This is a genomic window from Buttiauxella agrestis (assembly GCF_900446255.1).
Lineage (GTDB): Bacteria > Pseudomonadota > Gammaproteobacteria > Enterobacterales > Enterobacteriaceae > Buttiauxella > Buttiauxella agrestis.
In genome coordinates this window covers 4,506,094-4,524,527 of sequence record NZ_UIGI01000001.1, presented here as the reverse complement: position 1 = coordinate 4,524,527, position 18,434 = coordinate 4,506,094, and the positions used below count along the sequence as shown (strand labels likewise).

At 51.9% G+C, this 18,434-nt stretch carries 10 protein-coding genes and 2 pseudogenes; 10 read left to right on the top strand and 2 right to left on the bottom strand.

The genetic code is table 11. The features are described from left to right. Positions 1-11 precede the first annotated feature (11 nt). Together DY231_RS21465 and DY231_RS21460 are read left to right on the top strand one after the other, a co-directional pair. Complete coding sequence (locus DY231_RS21465; RefSeq protein ID WP_115631459.1) at positions 12-10,010, top strand: hemagglutinin repeat-containing protein; 9,999 nt, start codon at positions 12-14, stop codon at positions 10,008-10,010. Continuing rightward, the gene (locus tag DY231_RS21460; protein WP_115631458.1) at positions 10,007-10,459 is read left to right on the top strand and encodes a hypothetical protein; all 453 of its coding nucleotides are present in this window, start codon (positions 10,007-10,009) and stop codon (positions 10,457-10,459) included. The genes DY231_RS21465 and DY231_RS21460 overlap by 4 nt, the downstream gene beginning before the upstream one ends. Positions 10,460-10,522: 63 nt before the next feature. Here the strand turns inward: DY231_RS21460 and DY231_RS21455 are convergent, their stop codons facing one another. Next, positions 10,523-10,687 (bottom strand): SymE family type I addiction module toxin, encoded by a 165-nt coding sequence (locus tag DY231_RS21455; protein ID WP_115631457.1) that lies wholly within the window; start codon positions 10,685-10,687, stop codon positions 10,523-10,525. Positions 10,688-10,759: 72 nt separating this feature from the next. On the opposite strand from DY231_RS21455, the pseudogene DY231_RS25150 reads away from it, so the two are divergent. The 8 genes and pseudogenes from DY231_RS25150 to DY231_RS21420 all read left to right on the top strand — a co-directional run. After that, positions 10,760-12,616 (top strand): annotated as a pseudogene (locus tag DY231_RS25150) (DUF6862 domain-containing protein); the annotation flags it as partial. Continuing rightward, positions 12,613-12,909, top strand: a complete 297-nt coding sequence (locus tag DY231_RS21445; RefSeq protein WP_115631456.1) for a barstar family protein — start codon at positions 12,613-12,615, stop codon at positions 12,907-12,909. The pseudogene DY231_RS25150 and the gene DY231_RS21445, both read left to right, overlap by 4 nt. Beyond that, positions 12,906-13,091: pseudogene (locus DY231_RS25635) on the top strand (DUF6862 domain-containing protein); the annotation flags it as partial. The gene DY231_RS21445 and the pseudogene DY231_RS25635, both read left to right, overlap by 4 nt. Positions 13,092-13,109: 18 nt before the next feature. Continuing rightward, positions 13,110-13,385: a hypothetical protein gene (locus DY231_RS21440; protein WP_172588643.1), complete on the top strand. Its 276-nt coding sequence runs from the start codon at positions 13,110-13,112 to the stop codon at positions 13,383-13,385. Between the two features lie 143 nt (positions 13,386-13,528). After that, positions 13,529-13,999 (top strand): hypothetical protein, encoded by a 471-nt coding sequence (locus DY231_RS21435; RefSeq protein WP_256682689.1) that lies wholly within the window; start codon positions 13,529-13,531, stop codon positions 13,997-13,999. 363 nt (positions 14,000-14,362) lie between these two features. Next, a complete protein-coding gene (locus DY231_RS21430) occupies positions 14,363-14,677 on the top strand; it encodes a PTS sugar transporter subunit IIB (RefSeq protein WP_115631454.1) in 315 nt (104 codons plus the stop codon). Positions 14,678-14,686: 9 nt separating this feature from the next. Beyond that, positions 14,687-16,075, top strand: coding sequence for a glycoside hydrolase family 1 protein (locus DY231_RS21425; protein WP_115631452.1), 1,389 nt, complete (start codon positions 14,687-14,689; stop codon positions 16,073-16,075). A 1-nt stretch (position 16,076) separates the two neighbouring features. Continuing rightward, positions 16,077-17,402, top strand: a complete 1,326-nt coding sequence (locus DY231_RS21420; RefSeq protein ID WP_115631450.1) for a PTS sugar transporter subunit IIC — start codon at positions 16,077-16,079, stop codon at positions 17,400-17,402. A gap of 2 nt (positions 17,403-17,404) precedes the next feature. Here DY231_RS21420 and DY231_RS21415 read toward each other — a convergent pair whose 3' ends face one another. Then, entirely contained in the window at positions 17,405-18,319 is a 915-nt protein-coding gene (locus tag DY231_RS21415; RefSeq protein WP_115631448.1) for a LysR substrate-binding domain-containing protein, read from the bottom strand. Positions 18,320-18,434: the final 115 nt, after the last annotated feature.

Here is an 18,434-nt window from a genome sequence, read left to right as displayed (position 1 = left end):
GGAAAACGATTATGGATAATCATCAAAAACCTGTGTGTTTTGCAAGGCGCACACTGAGTTACCTGATTTGCGCGTTGCTGGCGGGTCAGCCTGTTTTCCCTGCGTTTGCTGCCACGACCCCGGCGAATAACGCGACACAAATGGATAAAGCCGGGAACGGGGTGCCGGTGGTAAACATCGCCACGCCCAACGGGGCGGGGATTTCCCATAACCAGTACCAGGATTACAACGTGGGCCCTGAGGGCTTAATCCTCAATAACGCCACCGGGCAGTTGAATCAGACACAGCTCGGCGGGCTTATCCAGAACAACCCCAATCTGAAAGCAGGTCAGGAAGCGCGCGGCATCATCAACGAAGTGACGGGTGCTAACCGCTCGCAGCTCCAGGGTTACACCGAAGTGGCGGGCAAAGCGGCGAACGTGATGGTCGCCAACCCGTACGGCATCACCTGCAATGGGTGCGGGTTTATCAATACCCCAAACGCGACGCTGACCACCGGCAAACCGGTGTTCGATGCCAGCGGCAATCTGCAATCGCTTGATGTGACGAAGGGTTCTATCACCGTTGAAGGGCAAGGGCTGAACGCCAGCCAGTCAGATGCGTTGTCGATAATTTCCCGTGCCACCGAAATTAACGCCGACATTCATGCCAAAGATTTGACGGTGATTGCCGGGGCAAATCGTGTGACTGCTGATGGGCGCGCGACGGCGATTGCCGGGGACGGTGCGGCTCCGGTCGTTGCGGTGGACACCGGCGCGCTTGGCGGCATGTACGCCAACCGTATTCGCCTGGTTTCCAGCGACAAAGGTGTGGGGGTAAACCTTGGCAACCTGACTGCACGCCAGGGGGATATCACCCTGGATGTTAACGGCAAACTGACGGTCAAAAACAGTCTCGCCAGCGGCAGCCTGACGGCAAAAGGTGAAAGTGTTGCGTTAAATGGTGAGCATAAAGCCAGCGGTAATATCAATGTTAGCGGGCAGGAAATTGCGCTTAACAGCGGCACCTTTGTCAGCGACAACAACATTGTCCTGAACAGTGATGGCAAACTGAGTTTATCCAGCGCGACGTTGACCGCCGGAAACAACCTCAGTCTCAACGCCCATGATTTCACTCAGGATGGTAGCAGCCGCGCTGACGCGGCGCGTGATATCACGGCTGAAGTCGCCGGGTCGACGGATAACCAGGGTCTGCTGGTTGCCGGGAACAATGCCGCCTTAAACAGCGGCGCGTTGACCAACCGCGGCACGATTACCGCCAATGGTACTGCACAACTTAACGCCAGCACGCTGAATAACACCGGCACCGTGCAAAGCCAGAATAACATGGCGTTAAACGCCAATTCCCTGACCAACGGCGGCCAGATGCTGAGCGGCGGCGAGCTGGATCTCACCACCCAAACTCTCGAACAAAATGGCACGCTGAGCGCCAAAGGCCGCGCCAGTATCAACGCGGCTAACTCACTGAATAACAGTGCCAGCGGGCAAATCCTGAGCGATGACGCACTCACGGTTATCGCGGGGAATATTCAACAAAATGGCACGCTGTCGGGCAAAAATGCGCTGACGGTGAAGGCTAACTCCCTGACCACTGCAAGCGGCTCGTTGAGCACCAGCCAGGGCAATATCGCCCTGAATGCGGATGATGCCAGTGTGGATGGTGAAATCATCGCCCACGGCGATCTTACGGTGCAGGCACAGCGGCTCACCAGCCAACAAAACGCGCAGTTGCAAAGTGACGGACAGCTGACGCTCAACGCCTCAGACGCCACGCTTAACGGCACACAAGCTGCTCGTGGCAAACTCGCTATCCGCGCAGATAACCTGGCACATGGCGGTAAAACGAATGCCGCTGCCATCAACATTAATGCGGGCAACGTCAACAACAGCGGCTCCCTGGTGGCGCCGGAACTTAGCCTCAATAGCCAGACGATCGTCAATACCGGTCTGCTCCAGGGCGACAGAGCATTAAACCTGTCTGCGGAACGCCTCGATAACCAGTTCGGCGGCAGCGTCTACAGCATGCAGGATTTTGTGCTAACGGTGCCGACACTGACCAATGCCGGGCTTATCACCAGCGACGCCGGGTTGACGCTCAATGGCAATCAGCTCACCAACAGCGGCGAAATTAACGCGGTGGCGCTGGCCCTCAATAATACGCAAATCGACAACCAGGCAAACGGCCTGCTGCTGGGCGCCGGACATCTTGATATTCACAGCGATCGTGTTGCCAACGCCGGAAGCATGGCGGGTGCTTCACTCGCCATCCAGAGCAAAATGTTGAGCAATTCCGGGCTGTTGCAGGGCAATTCCTCCCTGATCATTCAGGCGGATGATCTCTATACGAGCAACGCCAGCCGGGTATTGAGCGGGGGAAATCTGATGCTCAATGCCGGGCAACTCAACACCTTCGGCATCATTCAGGGGCAAAACGCCAGCGTCACCGCGACTGACTGGCAGAACAGCGGATCGCTGCTGGGCATTGGTGGCCTGAATGTGAATGTTGCGCAGACGCTGACAAACCAGGGTGATGTACTCAGCCAGGGGAACACCACGCTTCGCGCACAAACGCTCGATAACCGTGGCTCGCTGCTCAGTGCGGGCGATATGACGCTCGCCGGAAATCAGTTCACCAACAGCGGCGCGGTTCAGGGAAATACCCTGGCACTGAACCAGGCGCAGGTGGAGAACCAGGCGGTGATCATCGGCCTGACTGCGCTGAACCTCGATGTGCAGACGCTGCTTAACGGCGGGCAGCTATTGAGTGGCGGGGTGCTGAACATTCGCGGCGGCGACATCACTAACAGCGGCACCTGGCAGGGGCAACAGATCGGGCTTAATGCCCAGCAACTCAGTAACAGCGGGGCGATTCAAAGTGCTGATGCGTTGACGTTGCAACTTTCCGGCAATCTGGCATCAACTGCCAACAGCAAAATCACCGCCAATGGCAGCGCGGCCATTCAGGCGCTGGATTTGACCAATAACGGCCAGTGGATTGCTAAAAACCTGTCAATAAACGCCCGTTCGCTGAATAACAACGGCGACATCAGCGGGGTGGACGGGCTGAACGTGGCGCTAACTGGCGCGTTCAGCCAGCAACAGGGCAAAACGCTGCTGACCGGCGGGGCGTTAAATCTCAGTGCCGCCTCCGTGGAAAATGCCGGGCAGATTCAGGGCGCGGATCTCCAGCTCAACAGCGCAATGGTTAACAACAGCGGGCGCATTCAGGCGAATGATAGCCTTGCGCTCAGCGGCAATCTGACCAACAACGCAGCGGGGATTATCCTCAGCCAGAACACACTGAATATCACGTCGCCTGCGCTTGTGAACGACGGGCTGATTCAGGGGGGAAGCACCACACGCATTGATGCCGCAACCTCGGCACGCAACGGCGGCAAACTGCTTTCCGGCGGCGAGTTCACGCTGAACTCCGCAGATTTTACTAATAACAACTGGCTCCAGGCGTCAACACTGCTACTTAACGCCAGCACGCTGACCAACAGCGGATCATTACTGGCTGATTCCGCGACGTTAACCGGTAACTCCTTCAGCAACACCGGCACCGCGCAGGGCGGCAATCTGGGCGTGAATTATCAGCAGATCACGAATAGCGGCACGCTGTTTGGCACCACCTCGCTGACCGTTAATGCCGGCCAGGTCAACCATATGGCCGCGGGGAAACTGTTCAGCGGCGGTAATTTAGTGCTGAACAGCACCGGTTTTGATGCCCTCGGCCAGGTGGTGGCTCTGGGCAATCTGACACTCAAACTCACCAACGCATTTACCGGTAAAAACGTGATTGCTGCGGGCAACATCCTCGATATCACCAGTAACGGCGGCATCACTAACCAGAACGTGATGCAGGGCCAGGCGGTGAATCTGACGGCGGGTGAGGCGCTGACCAATAACGGGCAAATCACCACCGGCAGCGGCAGCAGCACACTTTCCGGCAGCCAGATTGCGATGAACACCGCAGGCACATTGCAGGCAGGCGGCGACGTGGCGCTAAACAGCCGTGGCAATATCACGGTGGACGGTTTTGTTGGCACCGCCAGTTCGCTGACTCTCAATGCAGCAGGCAGTATTTTGAATACCGCGCTGCTGTATGCGGGCAACAATATGTATTTGCTGGCAAACAGTATCAAAAATACCCGTGGCGATATTCTGGCAGGTAATAGCCTGTGGATGCAGCGCGATATGGCGGGCAATGCGAATGCCGAGGTGGTGAATACCTCTGGGAATATCGAGACGGTCAATGGCGATATTACGATTAAGACCGGGCATTTATTGAATGAGCGGGAAGGGTTGGTGGTAACAAGTGAGCAGCATAATTATTTTAATGATTATAGCTGGCTGACGGAGACCACAGCTGATGTTCCTTTCAGTGAACTGAAATATGGCGAATATCAGTTTTACACTTATTCAGTTACTTGGTTGGAGGGGCATGGAAAAGGTAATGACACGCTTCACCATGATGTTTACTACTACGGAATGGCAACTCCTGACCACCAATTTCTGGATATTCCTGTTGCATCGAACACTATTAGCGTAAGTAGTGATGGCTCAGCAGGGAGAATCAGTTCAGGGCGTGATTTAACAATTTCCGCGAGGAGTCTAGATAATAGCGCCAGTCATATCCTTGCAAGCCGTGATCTATTTTTGCAAGGGGACACTCTAAGTAATCAGTCATGGGTTTCGGGAACGGAGACAGAATACCGCACTTACCAATATTTAGGAGTTCCTGCCAGTCATTTAACACAAGATGATTTTGAGTATCTTTCCCCTGAAGTTATGGAAACCAGGGTTTTCAATAAAGAAACTCTTGATGAGATTTACGCTCGTTTGGGGCGAGCTGTAAATGAAAGAAAACGCTACATCCGCTATGAATTCACTGGTGATCAGCATACGGAATTTAGTGATGATTCAGCCGCATACCGCGCCGTAATCCAGGCTGGCGGCAACGTCACAGCCAACTTCACCAGCGACATCAGCAACACCACCACTACGGCGCATACGGGCGGTATCAGCAACACCATCACTGTTCCGACGCTAAACACCCTCAGCCAGCAGACAATCGATGGCGGTATCACCCAGCAAGACCTTGCCAGCGCTGACATTGCAGAAATCAACTCGCCGCAATGGCGCGACAATCTGGCTGATGCGGTGGCACAAATCAGCGGTGGCAGCAGCCTGAACGGACAGACAGGAAGCAGCGTTGATACCAGCCTGTACCCGTTGCCATCCGGCAATAACGGCTACTTTGTCACCTCAACCGACCCGAACAGCCCATATCTGATCACCACTAACCCGAAACTAGATGGCCTCGGCGAGCTGGATCAAAGCCTGTTTGGCGACCTGTATGCGCTGATGGGAACACAACCCGGTGTTGCGCCGCGTGAAACTAACGCCAACTACACCGATCAGAATAAATTCCTCGGTTCGTCTTACTTCCTCGAACGGCTGAACCTGCACCCGGAATACGACTACCGTTTCCTCGGTGATGCAGCCTTCGACACGCGCTACGTCAGCAACTTTATGCTTAACCAGACCGGCAGCCGCTACATCAATGGCCTGGGATCTGACCTGGAACAGATGCAGTACCTGATGGATAACGCAGCCACCGCGCAACAGTCGCTGGGGTTAGCCTTTGGGGTGGCTCTGACGGCAAACCAGATTGCCGCGCTCGACACCAGCATTCTGTGGTGGGAAGCCACTCAGGTGAATGGCCAGACGGTCATGGTGCCGAAAGTTTACCTGTCGCCAAAAGACGTCACGGTAAACAGTGGTAGCGTGATTTCCGGTAACAATGTCCAGCTTGCGGGCGGCAACATCACCAATAGTGGCAGCACTATCACCGCCCAAAACGGCCTGAGCCTCGACAGCCAGAACAGTATCAACAACCTGAACGCTGGATTGATGCAGGCGGGCGGTGCGCTGCAACTGGGGGCGCTGGGCGATATCAACAACATCGGTTCCACTATTTCCGGCAAAACCGTCCAGCTCGAAAGCCTAGGCGGCAGCATTAATAACGTCACGCAGACCGAGCAGTGGCAGGCGGGCGGTACGGGAAAACGCGGTGAATCAGTGAGTTTCAGCGAGACCGTCAGCGGCCCGGTGGCGGGTATCACCGCGCAGGACGGCATGAGCCTGAGTGCTGGGAAAGACATCAACATTACCGGTGCCAATGTCACCGCTGGTGGCGATTTACTGATGCTGGCCGACGGCAACATCAACGTCACCGCCAACCAGATGACGGACAGCGAAAGTCAGTCCGGCTTCTGGCGCAAAGACGCGACCAGCAGCGAATCCGTCACGCAGCAAGGCAGCACCATTTCTGCTGGCGGCAATCTGGGCGTGCAGGCGGGTAATGACATTACCATCGAGGCCAGTTCAGCCAGTGCGGGCGACAACGCCACGTTGATTGCAGGGAACGATCTGAACCTGAATGCCGGGCAGACCAGCGAGTCGAGCAGCAAAGGTAACAGCGAAACCCACAGCACAGACAATGCGCGCACCACGATAACGGCAGGTGGGGACCTGGCGCTGGCGGCGGGCCAGGACATCAACAGCCAGGCGGCAGGGCTTGCCGCAGAAGGCGATGTGGCGATGCAGGCCGGGCGCGACGTCAACCTGATGGCGGAAGAAACCACCGCAGGCGACAGTTATCACGCGAAGAAAAAGGTCGAAATCAACGAATCGGTACGCCAGGACAGCACAGAAATCGCCAGCGGCGGCAACACCACTATCGTTGCCGGGCGTGACGTCAACAGCCAGGCCGCACAGGTCATCGCCAGCGGTGATATCGGCATCGGCGCAGGTCGCGATATTCATCTCGAAACCGCCACTGAAAGCGATTACCACTTTGAAGAAGAGACCAAAACCAAAAAAGGGTTCCTGAACAAAACCACCACGCACACCATTGAGGAAGATTACGCCACCTACGAAAAAGGCAGTGCACTGAGCGGAAATAACGTCTCGCTCTCAGCGGGTAACGACCTGAACGTGAAAGGCTCTGGTGTCGTGGGTGATGGCTCGGTGACTCTCCAGGCAGGAAATGATGTCAACATCCTGGCAGCCACAGATGAACAGTCGACATACCGTTTCAAGGAGAAGAAAACCAGTGGTCTGATGGGGACGGGCGGGTTGGGTGTCACTATTGGCAGCAAATCCTCCCTGCATGAGTTGAACGAGGACGGAACAACCCAGAGCCAGAGTGTCAGCACTATTGGCTCCACAGGCGGTAACGTCAGCATCATTGCTGGCAACACAGCACATATCGGTGGTGCGGATGTGGTGGCCGGTAAAAATCTTAATGTGGCTGCAGGCGAGATTATTGTCGATCCGGGCAATGACCAGCAGCGCCGCAAAGAACGTTATGAACAAAAACAGAGTGGGGTGACGGTGTCGGTTTCGTCGGCTGTGACCGGTGCCGCGATGGCTGCTAACGATACCTTCAAACGTGGTGAGGAGGTCAGCGATGATCGCCTTAAAGCGTTGTATGCAGTTAAAACAGCAGAAAATGCGTGGGCTGCAGGCTCTGGTGCTTCCTCAATAGCAGGGGGGGCTGCGCAGGGCGATATGAACGTAGTGAAAGTGGAAGTCAGCGTCGGCTCAAGCAAAAGTCAGTTCGAGTCTGAATCGACACAAAATCAGGTGCGGGGCAGTACGCTTACGGCGGGTGGCGATGTCACCATGGTGGCGACCGGCGGGAAAGGCACCAGCGGCGACCTGCACATCAGCGGCAGTGGGGTAACGGGTCATAACGTCACGCTGGTTGCGCAGAATGACCTGATCCTGGACGCTGCGACCAACAACAGCGAGCAGACCAGCAAAAATAACAGCAGTGGCTGGAATGCCGGGGTACATGTCTCGCTGGGACAGGAAACCGGGATAGGTGTGTCAGCCAGTGGTTTTCAGTCGAAAGGTACCGCAGACGGTAAAACCACCGAATATGTCAACAGCCGGGTGAATGCCAGCAATGAGCTGAGCATGAGCAGCGGGCGGGACACGATAATCTCCGGTGCGCAGGCTCTGGGCGACAAAATCACTGCCGATGTGGGGCGTGATTTAACCATCAGCAGTCTGCAGGATACGGACGAGTACCACAGTAAGCAGAAAGATGTGAGTGGCGGAGCCAGTTTCACCTTTGGTTCGATGACCGGCTCGGCCAGCCTGAATATCAACCAGAGCAAAACTGACAGTGAATACGCCAGCGTCGGCGAGCAAAGCGGGTTATTTGCCGGGGACAAAGGGTTCGATATTACCGTCGGTAAACACACGCAGCTGGATGGCGGGGTGATTGCCAGCACGGCGGAAGCCAGCAAAAACAGCCTCGACACCGGGACGCTGGGCTGGAGCAGCCTCGACAACCACGCTGAATACAGTGCCAGCAGCAAGGGCATCAGCGCGGGCGGAGCGACAGGTCAGGACAGCCATGGCGGGCAGATGTTCAGCGGGGGGGGCGTGCCACTGATTGGCATCGAAGCCAGCGATGATGCCTCGGGCACCACTCAGTCAGCCATTGCAGCAGGCAACATCACCCTTCGTGACAAGGAAAACCAGCAGCAGGATGTGGCGGACCTGAGCCGTGATACGGACAACGCCAATGGTCACATCGATAAAATCTTCGATAAGGAAAAAATCGAGGAGCAGCAGGAGCTGGCAGCGGTGTTCGGGCAGATGGCGAACCAGTATGCCGGTGACCTGGGTGCAGAGATGGGCTGGGCGGCTGATGGTCCGGAGAAAGCGGCCATTCATGGAGTGATAGGTGCGATACAGGCGAGCTTCGGCGGTGGCAATGCGCTGGCAGGTGGCCTGGCGGGAATGGGCAGCGAGGCTCTGGGGCAATTTGTTGATGACTACCTGAGCAGCAATACTCAACTGGGTGTGAATGAAAAAGCGGCGATAACCCAGTGGGCAGCGGCGCTGGGTGGCGCAGCAGTTGGTGGTGTGACGGGGGGCAGTAACGGTGCGCAGTCGGGTGCGGCTGCGTCGCTTGATGCAGAACGCTATAACCGCCAGTTACACCCAGATGAGGTGGCACGTATCCAGGCGCTGGCCGGTGGGGACAAAGACAAGGAAACCCGGCTGAAAGCGGCGGCCTGTGCGCTGGTCCAGTGCTCGGCAGAGTTCAAAGAAGGTACGGAGGCTTACAGCAAAGCGCTGGCCCTAGAGCAACTGGGTAACAGCGAGGCGTATACCAGTGAGCGGGCATTGCTGGTTTCCCAGGGCAGTAACCAGACGATTTATGCGATGGGCAGTTATGGCACAGGCAGTCTGCCGATGTTCGGGTATTCGGCCAGTGACCAGGTTGCAGATACGCTGTCCCGCTATGGTGTGGGTACGCGTATTGGCGGTCTGGTGCAGACAGCAGGTGGGGAATTGCAGGCGCTGGGCGGTGGGGCGCTGTGTGTTTCCGGTATCGGTTGTGCGGCAGGGACGTATCTGGCAGCCAGCGGGATAGATATGGCCTGGGCTGGTTCAAATGCCTTTGTGACGGGTATCGGTCAGCAGACCAGCGGAGCATGGCTGCTGGAAGAGGCGGGTGTACCACCGGCTTACTCAGAAGGGATCTATGGTCTGTCACAACTGAGTGCGGCGGGAGCCGGAGTCTGGAATGCGGGGAGAGCGGGGGCGGCTGAGGCGAGTAGTGTTTCAAAAGAGATCGCACCTCAAGCTTATAATGTCGATCCTAATAAATTTGATTACTTCTTTGGTAAAGTTACTGAGGGCAACCCTCATAACATTGAAAGGTCGGCTCAAAACTTGAAAGATCTTAATACGTTAGGGATTAATAACGAGCAATCGTTAGTAGATGTATTTAATAAAGCAGCTAGTGATGGTGTTATCGTCTCTCAGAAATCTAATAATTTTGGAACTACAATAACCAAAAATATTACTGTTTCAGATAAGGGAGCTATTAATGTTAGTTTCTTTTATCCTGGAGGTGACTTAAATGTAACGCCAAAAATCACGACATTGATTCCAAAAATAGCGAGTAAAAACAAATGATAAAAATTATCCCTATAACTAAGCATGATTTTTATCATAGCCAAATGCCTATCGCGTTCCATGATGAAGAATGTGCGAGGCATTACTATCATCTCTCTTACAAAAATAGAGTTATATTAAAACTTTCAGTGCAAAGTGAGATACAACCCGTTGCTATAATAGTAAATGATATAATTGCTATTGGTTGCGATCAATTGGTTGCATTTTTTAGTATAAAAAACAATGAGTTGATGAGAACTTTATTATCTTCATCTTTTTTCTACAACTTTGAAGTAACAGACGCATATATTTTTATCGTATGTGAGATTGAGGTTATTGTTCTGTCGTTAAATAACCTACATGAGAGGTATCACTTTGAATTTATTGATTATATAGATCATGTGAAATTAAATGGAAATAAGTTGTCCATCTATTTTATGAATGGTTCAAGTGAAGATGTTTCTATATAAGTGGTTTCACAGCCCGGCCCTTGAGCCGGGATCTTTTCACCTGTCATTCAGCAGGCCGGATCACTAGTTGCCCCGCTCCACGGTCACGATAACCGGTGTATCCGTCCCAAACCCCGCCTCTTTTAGCCAGTCGCCCTTCAGGTGCAGGCTGGGATGGCGGTTGTAATAGGTGGTCATATGGGTTCTGCGGTCTTCGTGGCGAAACAGCATCATGTTCTTTAACAACATTATAGAAAACGACTAGTTAATCGAGAAACCAATCTGATTACCCACGCGGCTCTCGGTGCGGTGGTCGCTCAGATGCTAGACAATAGCGCATTGTCAGGCGCATCGGGTGCCACCATCGGCGAGTTCATCGCGCAAGAAATATATCCCGGCGTTATCAACCAGAGCAAAACTGACAGTGAATACGCCAGCGTCGGCGAGCAAAGCGGGTTATTTGCCGGGGACAAAGGGTTCGATATTACCGTCGGTAAACACACGCAGCTGGATGGCGGGGTGATTGCCAGCACGGCGGAAGCCAGCAAAAACAGCCTCGACACTGGGACGCTGGGCTGGAGCAGCCTCGACAACCACGCTGAATACAGTGCCAGCAGCAAGGGCATCAGCGCGGGCGGAGCGACAGGTCAGGACAGCCATGGCGGGCAGATGTTCAGCGGGGGTGGCGTGCCACTGATTGGCATCGAAGCCAGCGATGATGCCTCGGGCACCACCCAGTCAGCCATTGCAGCAGGCAACATCACCCTTCGTGACAAGGAAAACCAGCAGCAGGATGTGGCGGACCTGAGCCGCGATACGGACAACGCCAATGGTCACATCGATAAAATCTTCGATAAGGAAAAAATCGAGGAGCAGCAGGAGCTGGCAGCGGTGTTCGGGCAGATGGCGAACAAGTATGCCGGAGACCTGGGTGCAGAGATGGGCTGGGCGGCTGATGGTCCGGAGAAAGCGGCCATTCATGGAGTGATAGGTGCGATACAGGCGAGCTTCGGCGGCGGCAATGCGCTGGCAGGTGGCCTGGCGGGAATGGGCAGCGAGGCCCTGGGGCAATTTGTTGATGACTACCTGAGCAGCAATACTCAACTGGGTGTGAATGAAAAAGCGGCGATAACCCAGTGGGCAGCGGCGCTGGGTGGCGCAGCGGTTGGCGGTGTGGCAGGGGGCAGTAACGGTGCGCAGTCGGGTGCGGCGACGGCACTGGATTCGGTGCGTTATAACTACCTGGACCATAAAGAAGCCGAGCGTAAAAAGCAGGTAGAACATCAGTTAGCAAACGGTGAGCTGAACCCGGAAGAACGACAGGTACTCCAGCAGGAACTGGCGGATATTAATGCCACGGACAAAGCGCGTGATGCGTTAATCGGTGATATCTGTACGCAGGGGAATAAGAGCAGTGCGGCCTGTACGCAACTGGTGATAAAGGCGCAGACGGCGCTGGACAGTTACGGTGGTGCAGCGACATATAACCTGTCGTACAAAGATATTTTCCCGAAAGATTACGCGAATGCCGCTGCTATTATGGAAGGGCTGGATGCGGGGAATATCACGCGTGATGCGGCGATTAAGGGGATAGTGGAGAGCCCCGGTAACACAAAATCATGGGCAGAAGTTGAAAAAGCCTATGACGATGCGATGCAGTTGCACGGTATCGTGAGTATCATTGCGGGCTACAAAGTGGCGGGTGATGAGGCGGCTCAGGGTGGTAAGGGCAGCGTTAAGCCTGATGCGGCAAAAGGGGCTGGTAAGACTGAAGCAGCAGGTAATACAGCTCACAACGCGGCAAGCTATGCTGGTCTGAAGCTGGATTTAAAAACGACTGAGGCAGCAAATGGACTTGTGGACAGCTTGCGAAATACCGGGCAACTTCCTGAAAGTTATGTCAATAAAGCTCAAGCTATCGAGAATGGTTGGAAGCCGGGCAAAGCGCTGAATAATACATCGCCAGGGAAGCAGATAGGAGGTGATATATTTGCAAACTCAAATAATTTATTACCATCCTCATCAGGAAGAGTATGGCGTGAAGCAGACGTTGGATTAGATAATACTATGTCAAGAAGCAATCAGGCAGGAACAAGATTGCTGTATTCAGATGACGGTCTGCTCTATATCACTACAGATCACTATGAGACAGCCACCTCTATAGGTAAGTGGAAATGAGTAAAAACGATATAATTATAGATGGCCTGCATATATACACAGAATCTGATGTGCATCGTGTTCTGGCCGAGTTGCTGGATTTTGGGCCTTATTATGGGCGGAACCTAGATGCTTTATGGGATCGCCTTAGTACAGATATTGAAAGACCAATCAAAATAACTTGGCTGAATTCAGGTTTATCAAAAGAACGTCTCGGAGAGAGTTTTGAGAAAATAATCCAAATTTTCGAGCGTACAAAACAGCAAGATATTAAATTTTCTTGGGATGATAAATTTGATTATGTGCTGAAATAATCAAGAATCCCGGCCATCGAGCCGGGATCTTTTTATCTGTCACTCAGCGGCTACTCCAGCAGGAGCTGGCGGATATCAATGCCACGGATAAAGCACGTGATGCGTTAATCGGTGATATCTGTACGCAGGGTAATAAAAGCAGTGCAGCCTGTACGCAACTGGTGATAAAGGCGCAGACGGCGCTGGACAGTTATCCGAATGTGAAGCATGAAGACCTGACGGAAGTGGGAAAGCAGAAATTCGTGGGGTTGAGTATACTGGCTGCGGGCCTGCAGGAAGCGAGTATTATTGCCATCGCTTTATGTGCCCTTATACTGCAAATGGTTTTTATAGCTTTCGTATATTTTTATACAGGTGTATTAGATATTGATTTAAATAATATATTGGTATTCGTAAGAGCGGGAGCTGGGGGAGGATGTATCGCTGGTTTTGGTGTTTGGCTGATATATCGCTTTAATTTATATCGTCACAGGTAAGCTCAAATCCCGGCTAAGTCGCCGGGTGCTTTTTGACAGACCATTCCAGCGCTAGCCGATTCACAGTCCCTCTGACTCAATATTGATAGGGACTGTAGTTATTTTTTTTATTCACCTAATGTTATTTTCAATAAGGGATGTAAATGTATAGCTTTACTAAAGGATTATATTTATTAGGTATTGTGCTTCCACTAAGTGGTTGTGTTATTAGTTTGTCTTCTATGGAGGATTATTCTGGTACTGATGCAGCTAAAATACGAGTTGCTAACACCTCCGATCCTCTCTCAATGAAATTTTATAAGAAGGTTGGAAGGTGTCTTCAGGAGATAGATTCAAGATCACTTGCCCCTGGTGTGAACATTTTAGGTTTTAAATCAACTAAATTTAAAAAAATAAATGATATTGAGCCTCTCCCTGAAGGTTCTCCATTACGAGGTGTGGATTATATGGAATATAATATACAACCAGGGCAATATCTTAAAGTTGGTTACAGGACAACAAGCCAGACTATGTATACTCAAACGCTTCATACTTCTTATCGTTCTTTTATACCAAAAGCTGGCCACTCTTATGAGGCTTATACCGTTGCGGGGGGTATTATATTAATCCAATAATGATTACTGATATTACTAATCACAAAAATGATGCAGCGCCGGAATGGGATATAAAAGAGTGTGATTACAATATAAGTCTGTTGGGCCAAAAGGTTTACAAACCATGATTTTTTCTTGAAATAATCCCCATTAGAGAATAATCCCATACCCTCGCAAATATGAATAATATTTGCGAGGGAAGTAACACCTCTATCTTACTGTTTATCATACCTAAAAATTAAGAAGTACCATCATCTACCTGAAAAGTACCAATTGTTAAAATTCATTCTGTGTGGCGCCTCTCTTGCTGCTTTTTACGGCTCGCCGCAGAATCTAATTTAACGCGTGTCGTGCAGAACAAGACTTATTACAAAAGGGGATATGATGAAGAAGATCTTTTTATGCTGTGCAGCCGGAATGTCTACCAGCATGTTAGTGGAAAAAATGAAGCAGTCCGCTACTCAACGCGATATTACCGTTGAAATTACGGCGGTGCCGGTTTCTGATTTTGACCAAATCATCACCGAAGCAGATGTCATTTTGCTGGGTCCGCAGGTGAAATTTCAACTGAAGAGTTTATCCACCGCTGCCGCTTCGCACGGCGTCCCTGTTGCAGCCATTGATATGATGCAGTATGGCTCTATGCAAGGTGACAAAGTGCTGGATCACGCCCTGTCTTTACTGAATAACCCACAATAAGGGCAGGCTATGAATTACGAATTTCCTGATAATTTCTGGTGGGGAACCGCTACCAGTGCAACACAATCCGAAGGGCATAAATCCGGTGATGGTAAAGGGGAGAATATCTGGGATTATGCCTCGCACCATTTTAATCAGCGATTTCATAATGGCGTAACTGCCGATGACACCTCGACCTTTTACCAGAATTATCAGGAAGATATTCAGCTTGCCAAAAATATCGGTCTGAACTCGTTTCGCACCTCTATTTCCTGGTCACGATTAATCCCTGATGGTGATGGGGAAATTAACCCGCAGGCAGTCGATTTTTACAATTCAGTCATTAACGAACTGCATGACCAGGGGATTGAGCCGTTTATCAACCTGTATCATTTTGATATGCCGATGGCGCTTCAGGAAAAAGGTGGATTTGAAAACCGCGAAGTCGTGGAGGCGTTCGCCCGATATGCAGAAATATGCTTCGACCTATTTGGCGATCGCGTCCGTTATTGGTTCACGTTTAATGAGCCGCTTATCCCGGCAGAAGCAGGATATTTGCATCCGCGTCATTATCCGTATGTGACCAATTTCCGTCGCGCAGCTCAGGTGCTCCATCATATTGTACTGGCGCACTGCAAAGCCGTTGCGGCCTGGCGACGTATGAATTTGCCGGGAAAAATCGGCATTATCATGGATGTTATTCCGGTCTATCCGCGCAGTGATTCACCGGAGGATTTACACGCCGCTGAAATGGCAGACTTGTTTTATACCCGCAGTATTAACGAACCTATTTTGCTGGGGCGATATCCCGACGAACTGATAGCGCTGCTGAAAGAACACGATCAGCTACCGCAGAGTTTACCGGGTGACTGCGAGCTTATTGCCAGCACCAAAATTGATTTACTGGGAATAAATTACTACCGCCCTCGCCGCGTCAAAGCACGTGAAACGCTACTCGAAGAACCGCATGGTTTTGTGCCGGAACGTTTTTTTGAAGAATACATCATGCCGGGTCGCAGGATGAATACATCTCGTGGCATTGAGATTTATCCCGCTGCGCTTTATGACATTGCGATGGTGGTGAAGGAGCGTTACGGCAATTTACCTTGGTTTGTTTCTGAAAACGGAATCGGTATTTCTGATGAAGAACAGTTCATGGTTAACGGCCAGGTTCAGGATGATTATCGGATTGAATTCCTTCAGGAACATCTGAGCTATTTACATAAAGCGATGGCGGATGGCAGCAACTGCCTGGGCTATCAAATGTGGACGTTTATCGACTGCTGGTCATGGCAAAATGCCTATAAAAACCGCTACGGTTTTTACCGCCTGGATTTAGAAACTCAGCACCGCTCATTGAAAAAGTCAGGGCTTTGGTTCCGTTCGGTAATTGAAAATAATGGCTTCGAGAGGGCATAAGATGTCTTACTTTGAAAGACTGGCTGAAAAGATGCTCCCGGTGGCGAATGCCATCGGAAATCAGCGTCATATGCAGGCAATCCGCAACGGGCTGATTTCTATTTTGCCGCTGACAATTGTGGGTTCATTTTTCGTTATTTTGCTCAATATTCCGATCAAAGGGTATATGGACTTTATCGCGCCATGGCGCGATATGCTGGATGTTCCCTTTCGCTTCACCGTCGGGCTGATGTCGCTGTACGCCGCCTTTACCATCGGCTCGTTCCTCGGGAAAAGTTATAAGCTCAATGATATAACCAGCGGGCTATTAGCGATGCTGGCGACCCTGCTCATGATTGTGCCCGTCAACATTAAACAAGGGGTTACTGTTGCCGGAGATGTGGTGTCGGGGCGTTATATTCCAATCACATCGCTAAGTTCCCAGGGGTTATTTGGCGCAATTATTTCATCGTTAATCGCCATCGAGATTTATCGCTTTATAAAAGTCAGAAATATAGAAATTAAAATGCCGGAAGGCGTGCCGCCGGTTGTAGCCAGCTCGTTCTCAGCGTTGTTCCCGACGCTCGCCGTGGTGTTGGTTTTCTGGATCCCGCGTCACTTCTTTAATATCGATATTAACGCCATCATCAGCTTCATTATTATGCCGCTCAAAGGGTTTATGACCGGCACGAATCTGTTTGGCGGTATTGTGACTCAATTCTTTATTGACCTGTTCTGGGTGTTTGGTATCCACGGTCACGCAGTGATGGGGCCGCTGATTCGTCCGCTTTGGGATCAGGCGATTGTGCAGAATATGGAGATGTTCCAGGCCGGAACCAGTGCTTATGAGCTGCCGAATATCTTCACCGAGCAATTCTTCCAGTGGTATGCGCAGATGGGCGGGACTGGGTCCACACTGGCGTTAGTGGTGCTGTTTATTCGTTCTAAAGCGATATATCTGAAACAGCTGGGGAAACTATCGTTTATTCCAGGGTTATTTAATATCAATGAGCCAATGATATTTGGTGCACCGATAGTGATGAACCCGATTCTGGCGGTGCCGTTTATTCTGGCACCGATGGTGAATACCGTGGTGGTGTATCTGTTTACCATCACCGGGCTTATTCCGCGCATGATGGTTAAACCGCCGTTTACCATTCCAGCCCCGCTCGGTGCGCTGATTACCACCAACTGGAACCTGATTGCCTGCGGGCTGGTGTTTATCTGCTTCTTTATTTCTCTGGCGATTTATTACCCGTTCTTTAAGGTATACGAGAAAAAGATGCTGGAAACTCAGCAGCAGCAGCAACAAGAAGAAGAGAAAGCGAAGCAACTGGCTGATGCATAAGGTTAATTAACTTCTTCTCTGACTTCTTGCAGCAGCCAGTCGTGAAAGGCTTTCACTTCTGGCCGCTGCAACACCGCTGCGGAACACACCACAAAATATGACCAGTCGATTGGCCAACGGTGCTCCGGAAACAGTTGCACCAGGCGACCTATATCCAAATCTTGCTGCACCAGCGCCTTGCGAACCAGCGCCACTCCGCGTCCGTTTAACACCGCCTGAATGACCGTGGCAGTGGAGTTAATGTGCTGGCGAGTCTGGAACAGGGTGTCCAGCCCGATGTGCATCAGCACGTTTTCCCAGCTCGGGAAGTTAGCGCCAGGATGCGGCGTATCATCCTGAATCAGCTTTTGATGCGCAAGCCAGGCCGTACTCGCGCTGCCTTCGGCGGGCAGCAACGCCGGGCTGCAAATCATCACCACTTCTTCGTCCATCATCCAGTCAGCGACTAATCCTTTCCAGTTGCCGGGTCCACACCGAATCCCCACATCCGCCTCGCCATGTGTGAGATCGATAAGCCGGTCGGCGACATCCAGGCGCACATCTATCGCTTCATAACGTTCCGAAAAACGATTCAGACGTGGCATGAGCCAGTTCATCACCAGCACTTGCGAAGCCGTAATCACCAGCATCGATCGGGCTTTGCGCCCACGTAGTTTTTTAAGCCCGCTTTCCAGTTTATCCAGCCCAAGGGAAATATCGTCGAGCGCTTCCTGTGCTTCATGAATAAGCGTCAAACGTTCGTTGCCCGAGCGACTGCGGTTAAGCAACGGGTGTCCAACCCAATCTTCGAGTGCGCGCACCAGTTGGCCCACTGCTGCGGGCGTCACGCCCAGTTCATTTGCTGCACCAGTAAAACTCCCATGGCGCGCGGTGGCTTCAAAAGCTTGCAGCCACTTGAGTCGATTCAGAGTACGCATTCCGATCTCTTTGCATTTTGTGAGATAGATTTTCTATCTCACAAGTGTAGTTCTTATGGTTCGTGAGAGTCGAGAGTAACTGGCATTCTTTGCTCATCGACAGAGAAACAGCGTC

What these genes read in the sequence shown, in the direction of transcription:
- DY231_RS21465 (WP_115631459.1), top strand. Translation starts at nt 12, where the DNA reads ATGGATAATCATCAAAAACCTGTGTGTTTTGCAAGGCGCACACTGAGT.
- DY231_RS21460 (WP_115631458.1), top strand. Translation starts at nt 10,007, where the DNA reads ATGATAAAAATTATCCCTATAACTAAGCATGATTTTTATCATAGCCAA.
- DY231_RS21455 (WP_115631457.1), bottom strand. Translation starts at nt 10,687, where the DNA reads ATGTTGTTAAAGAACATGATGCTGTTTCGCCACGAAGACCGCAGAACC.
- DY231_RS21445 (WP_115631456.1), top strand. Translation starts at nt 12,613, where the DNA reads ATGAGTAAAAACGATATAATTATAGATGGCCTGCATATATACACAGAA.
- DY231_RS21435 (WP_256682689.1), top strand. Translation starts at nt 13,529, where the DNA reads ATGTATAGCTTTACTAAAGGATTATATTTATTAGGTATTGTGCTTCCA.
- DY231_RS21430 (WP_115631454.1), top strand. Translation starts at nt 14,363, where the DNA reads ATGAAGAAGATCTTTTTATGCTGTGCAGCCGGAATGTCTACCAGCATG.
- DY231_RS21425 (WP_115631452.1), top strand. Translation starts at nt 14,687, where the DNA reads ATGAATTACGAATTTCCTGATAATTTCTGGTGGGGAACCGCTACCAGT.
- DY231_RS21420 (WP_115631450.1), top strand. Translation starts at nt 16,077, where the DNA reads ATGTCTTACTTTGAAAGACTGGCTGAAAAGATGCTCCCGGTGGCGAAT.
- DY231_RS21415 (WP_115631448.1), bottom strand. Translation starts at nt 18,319, where the DNA reads ATGCGTACTCTGAATCGACTCAAGTGGCTGCAAGCTTTTGAAGCCACC.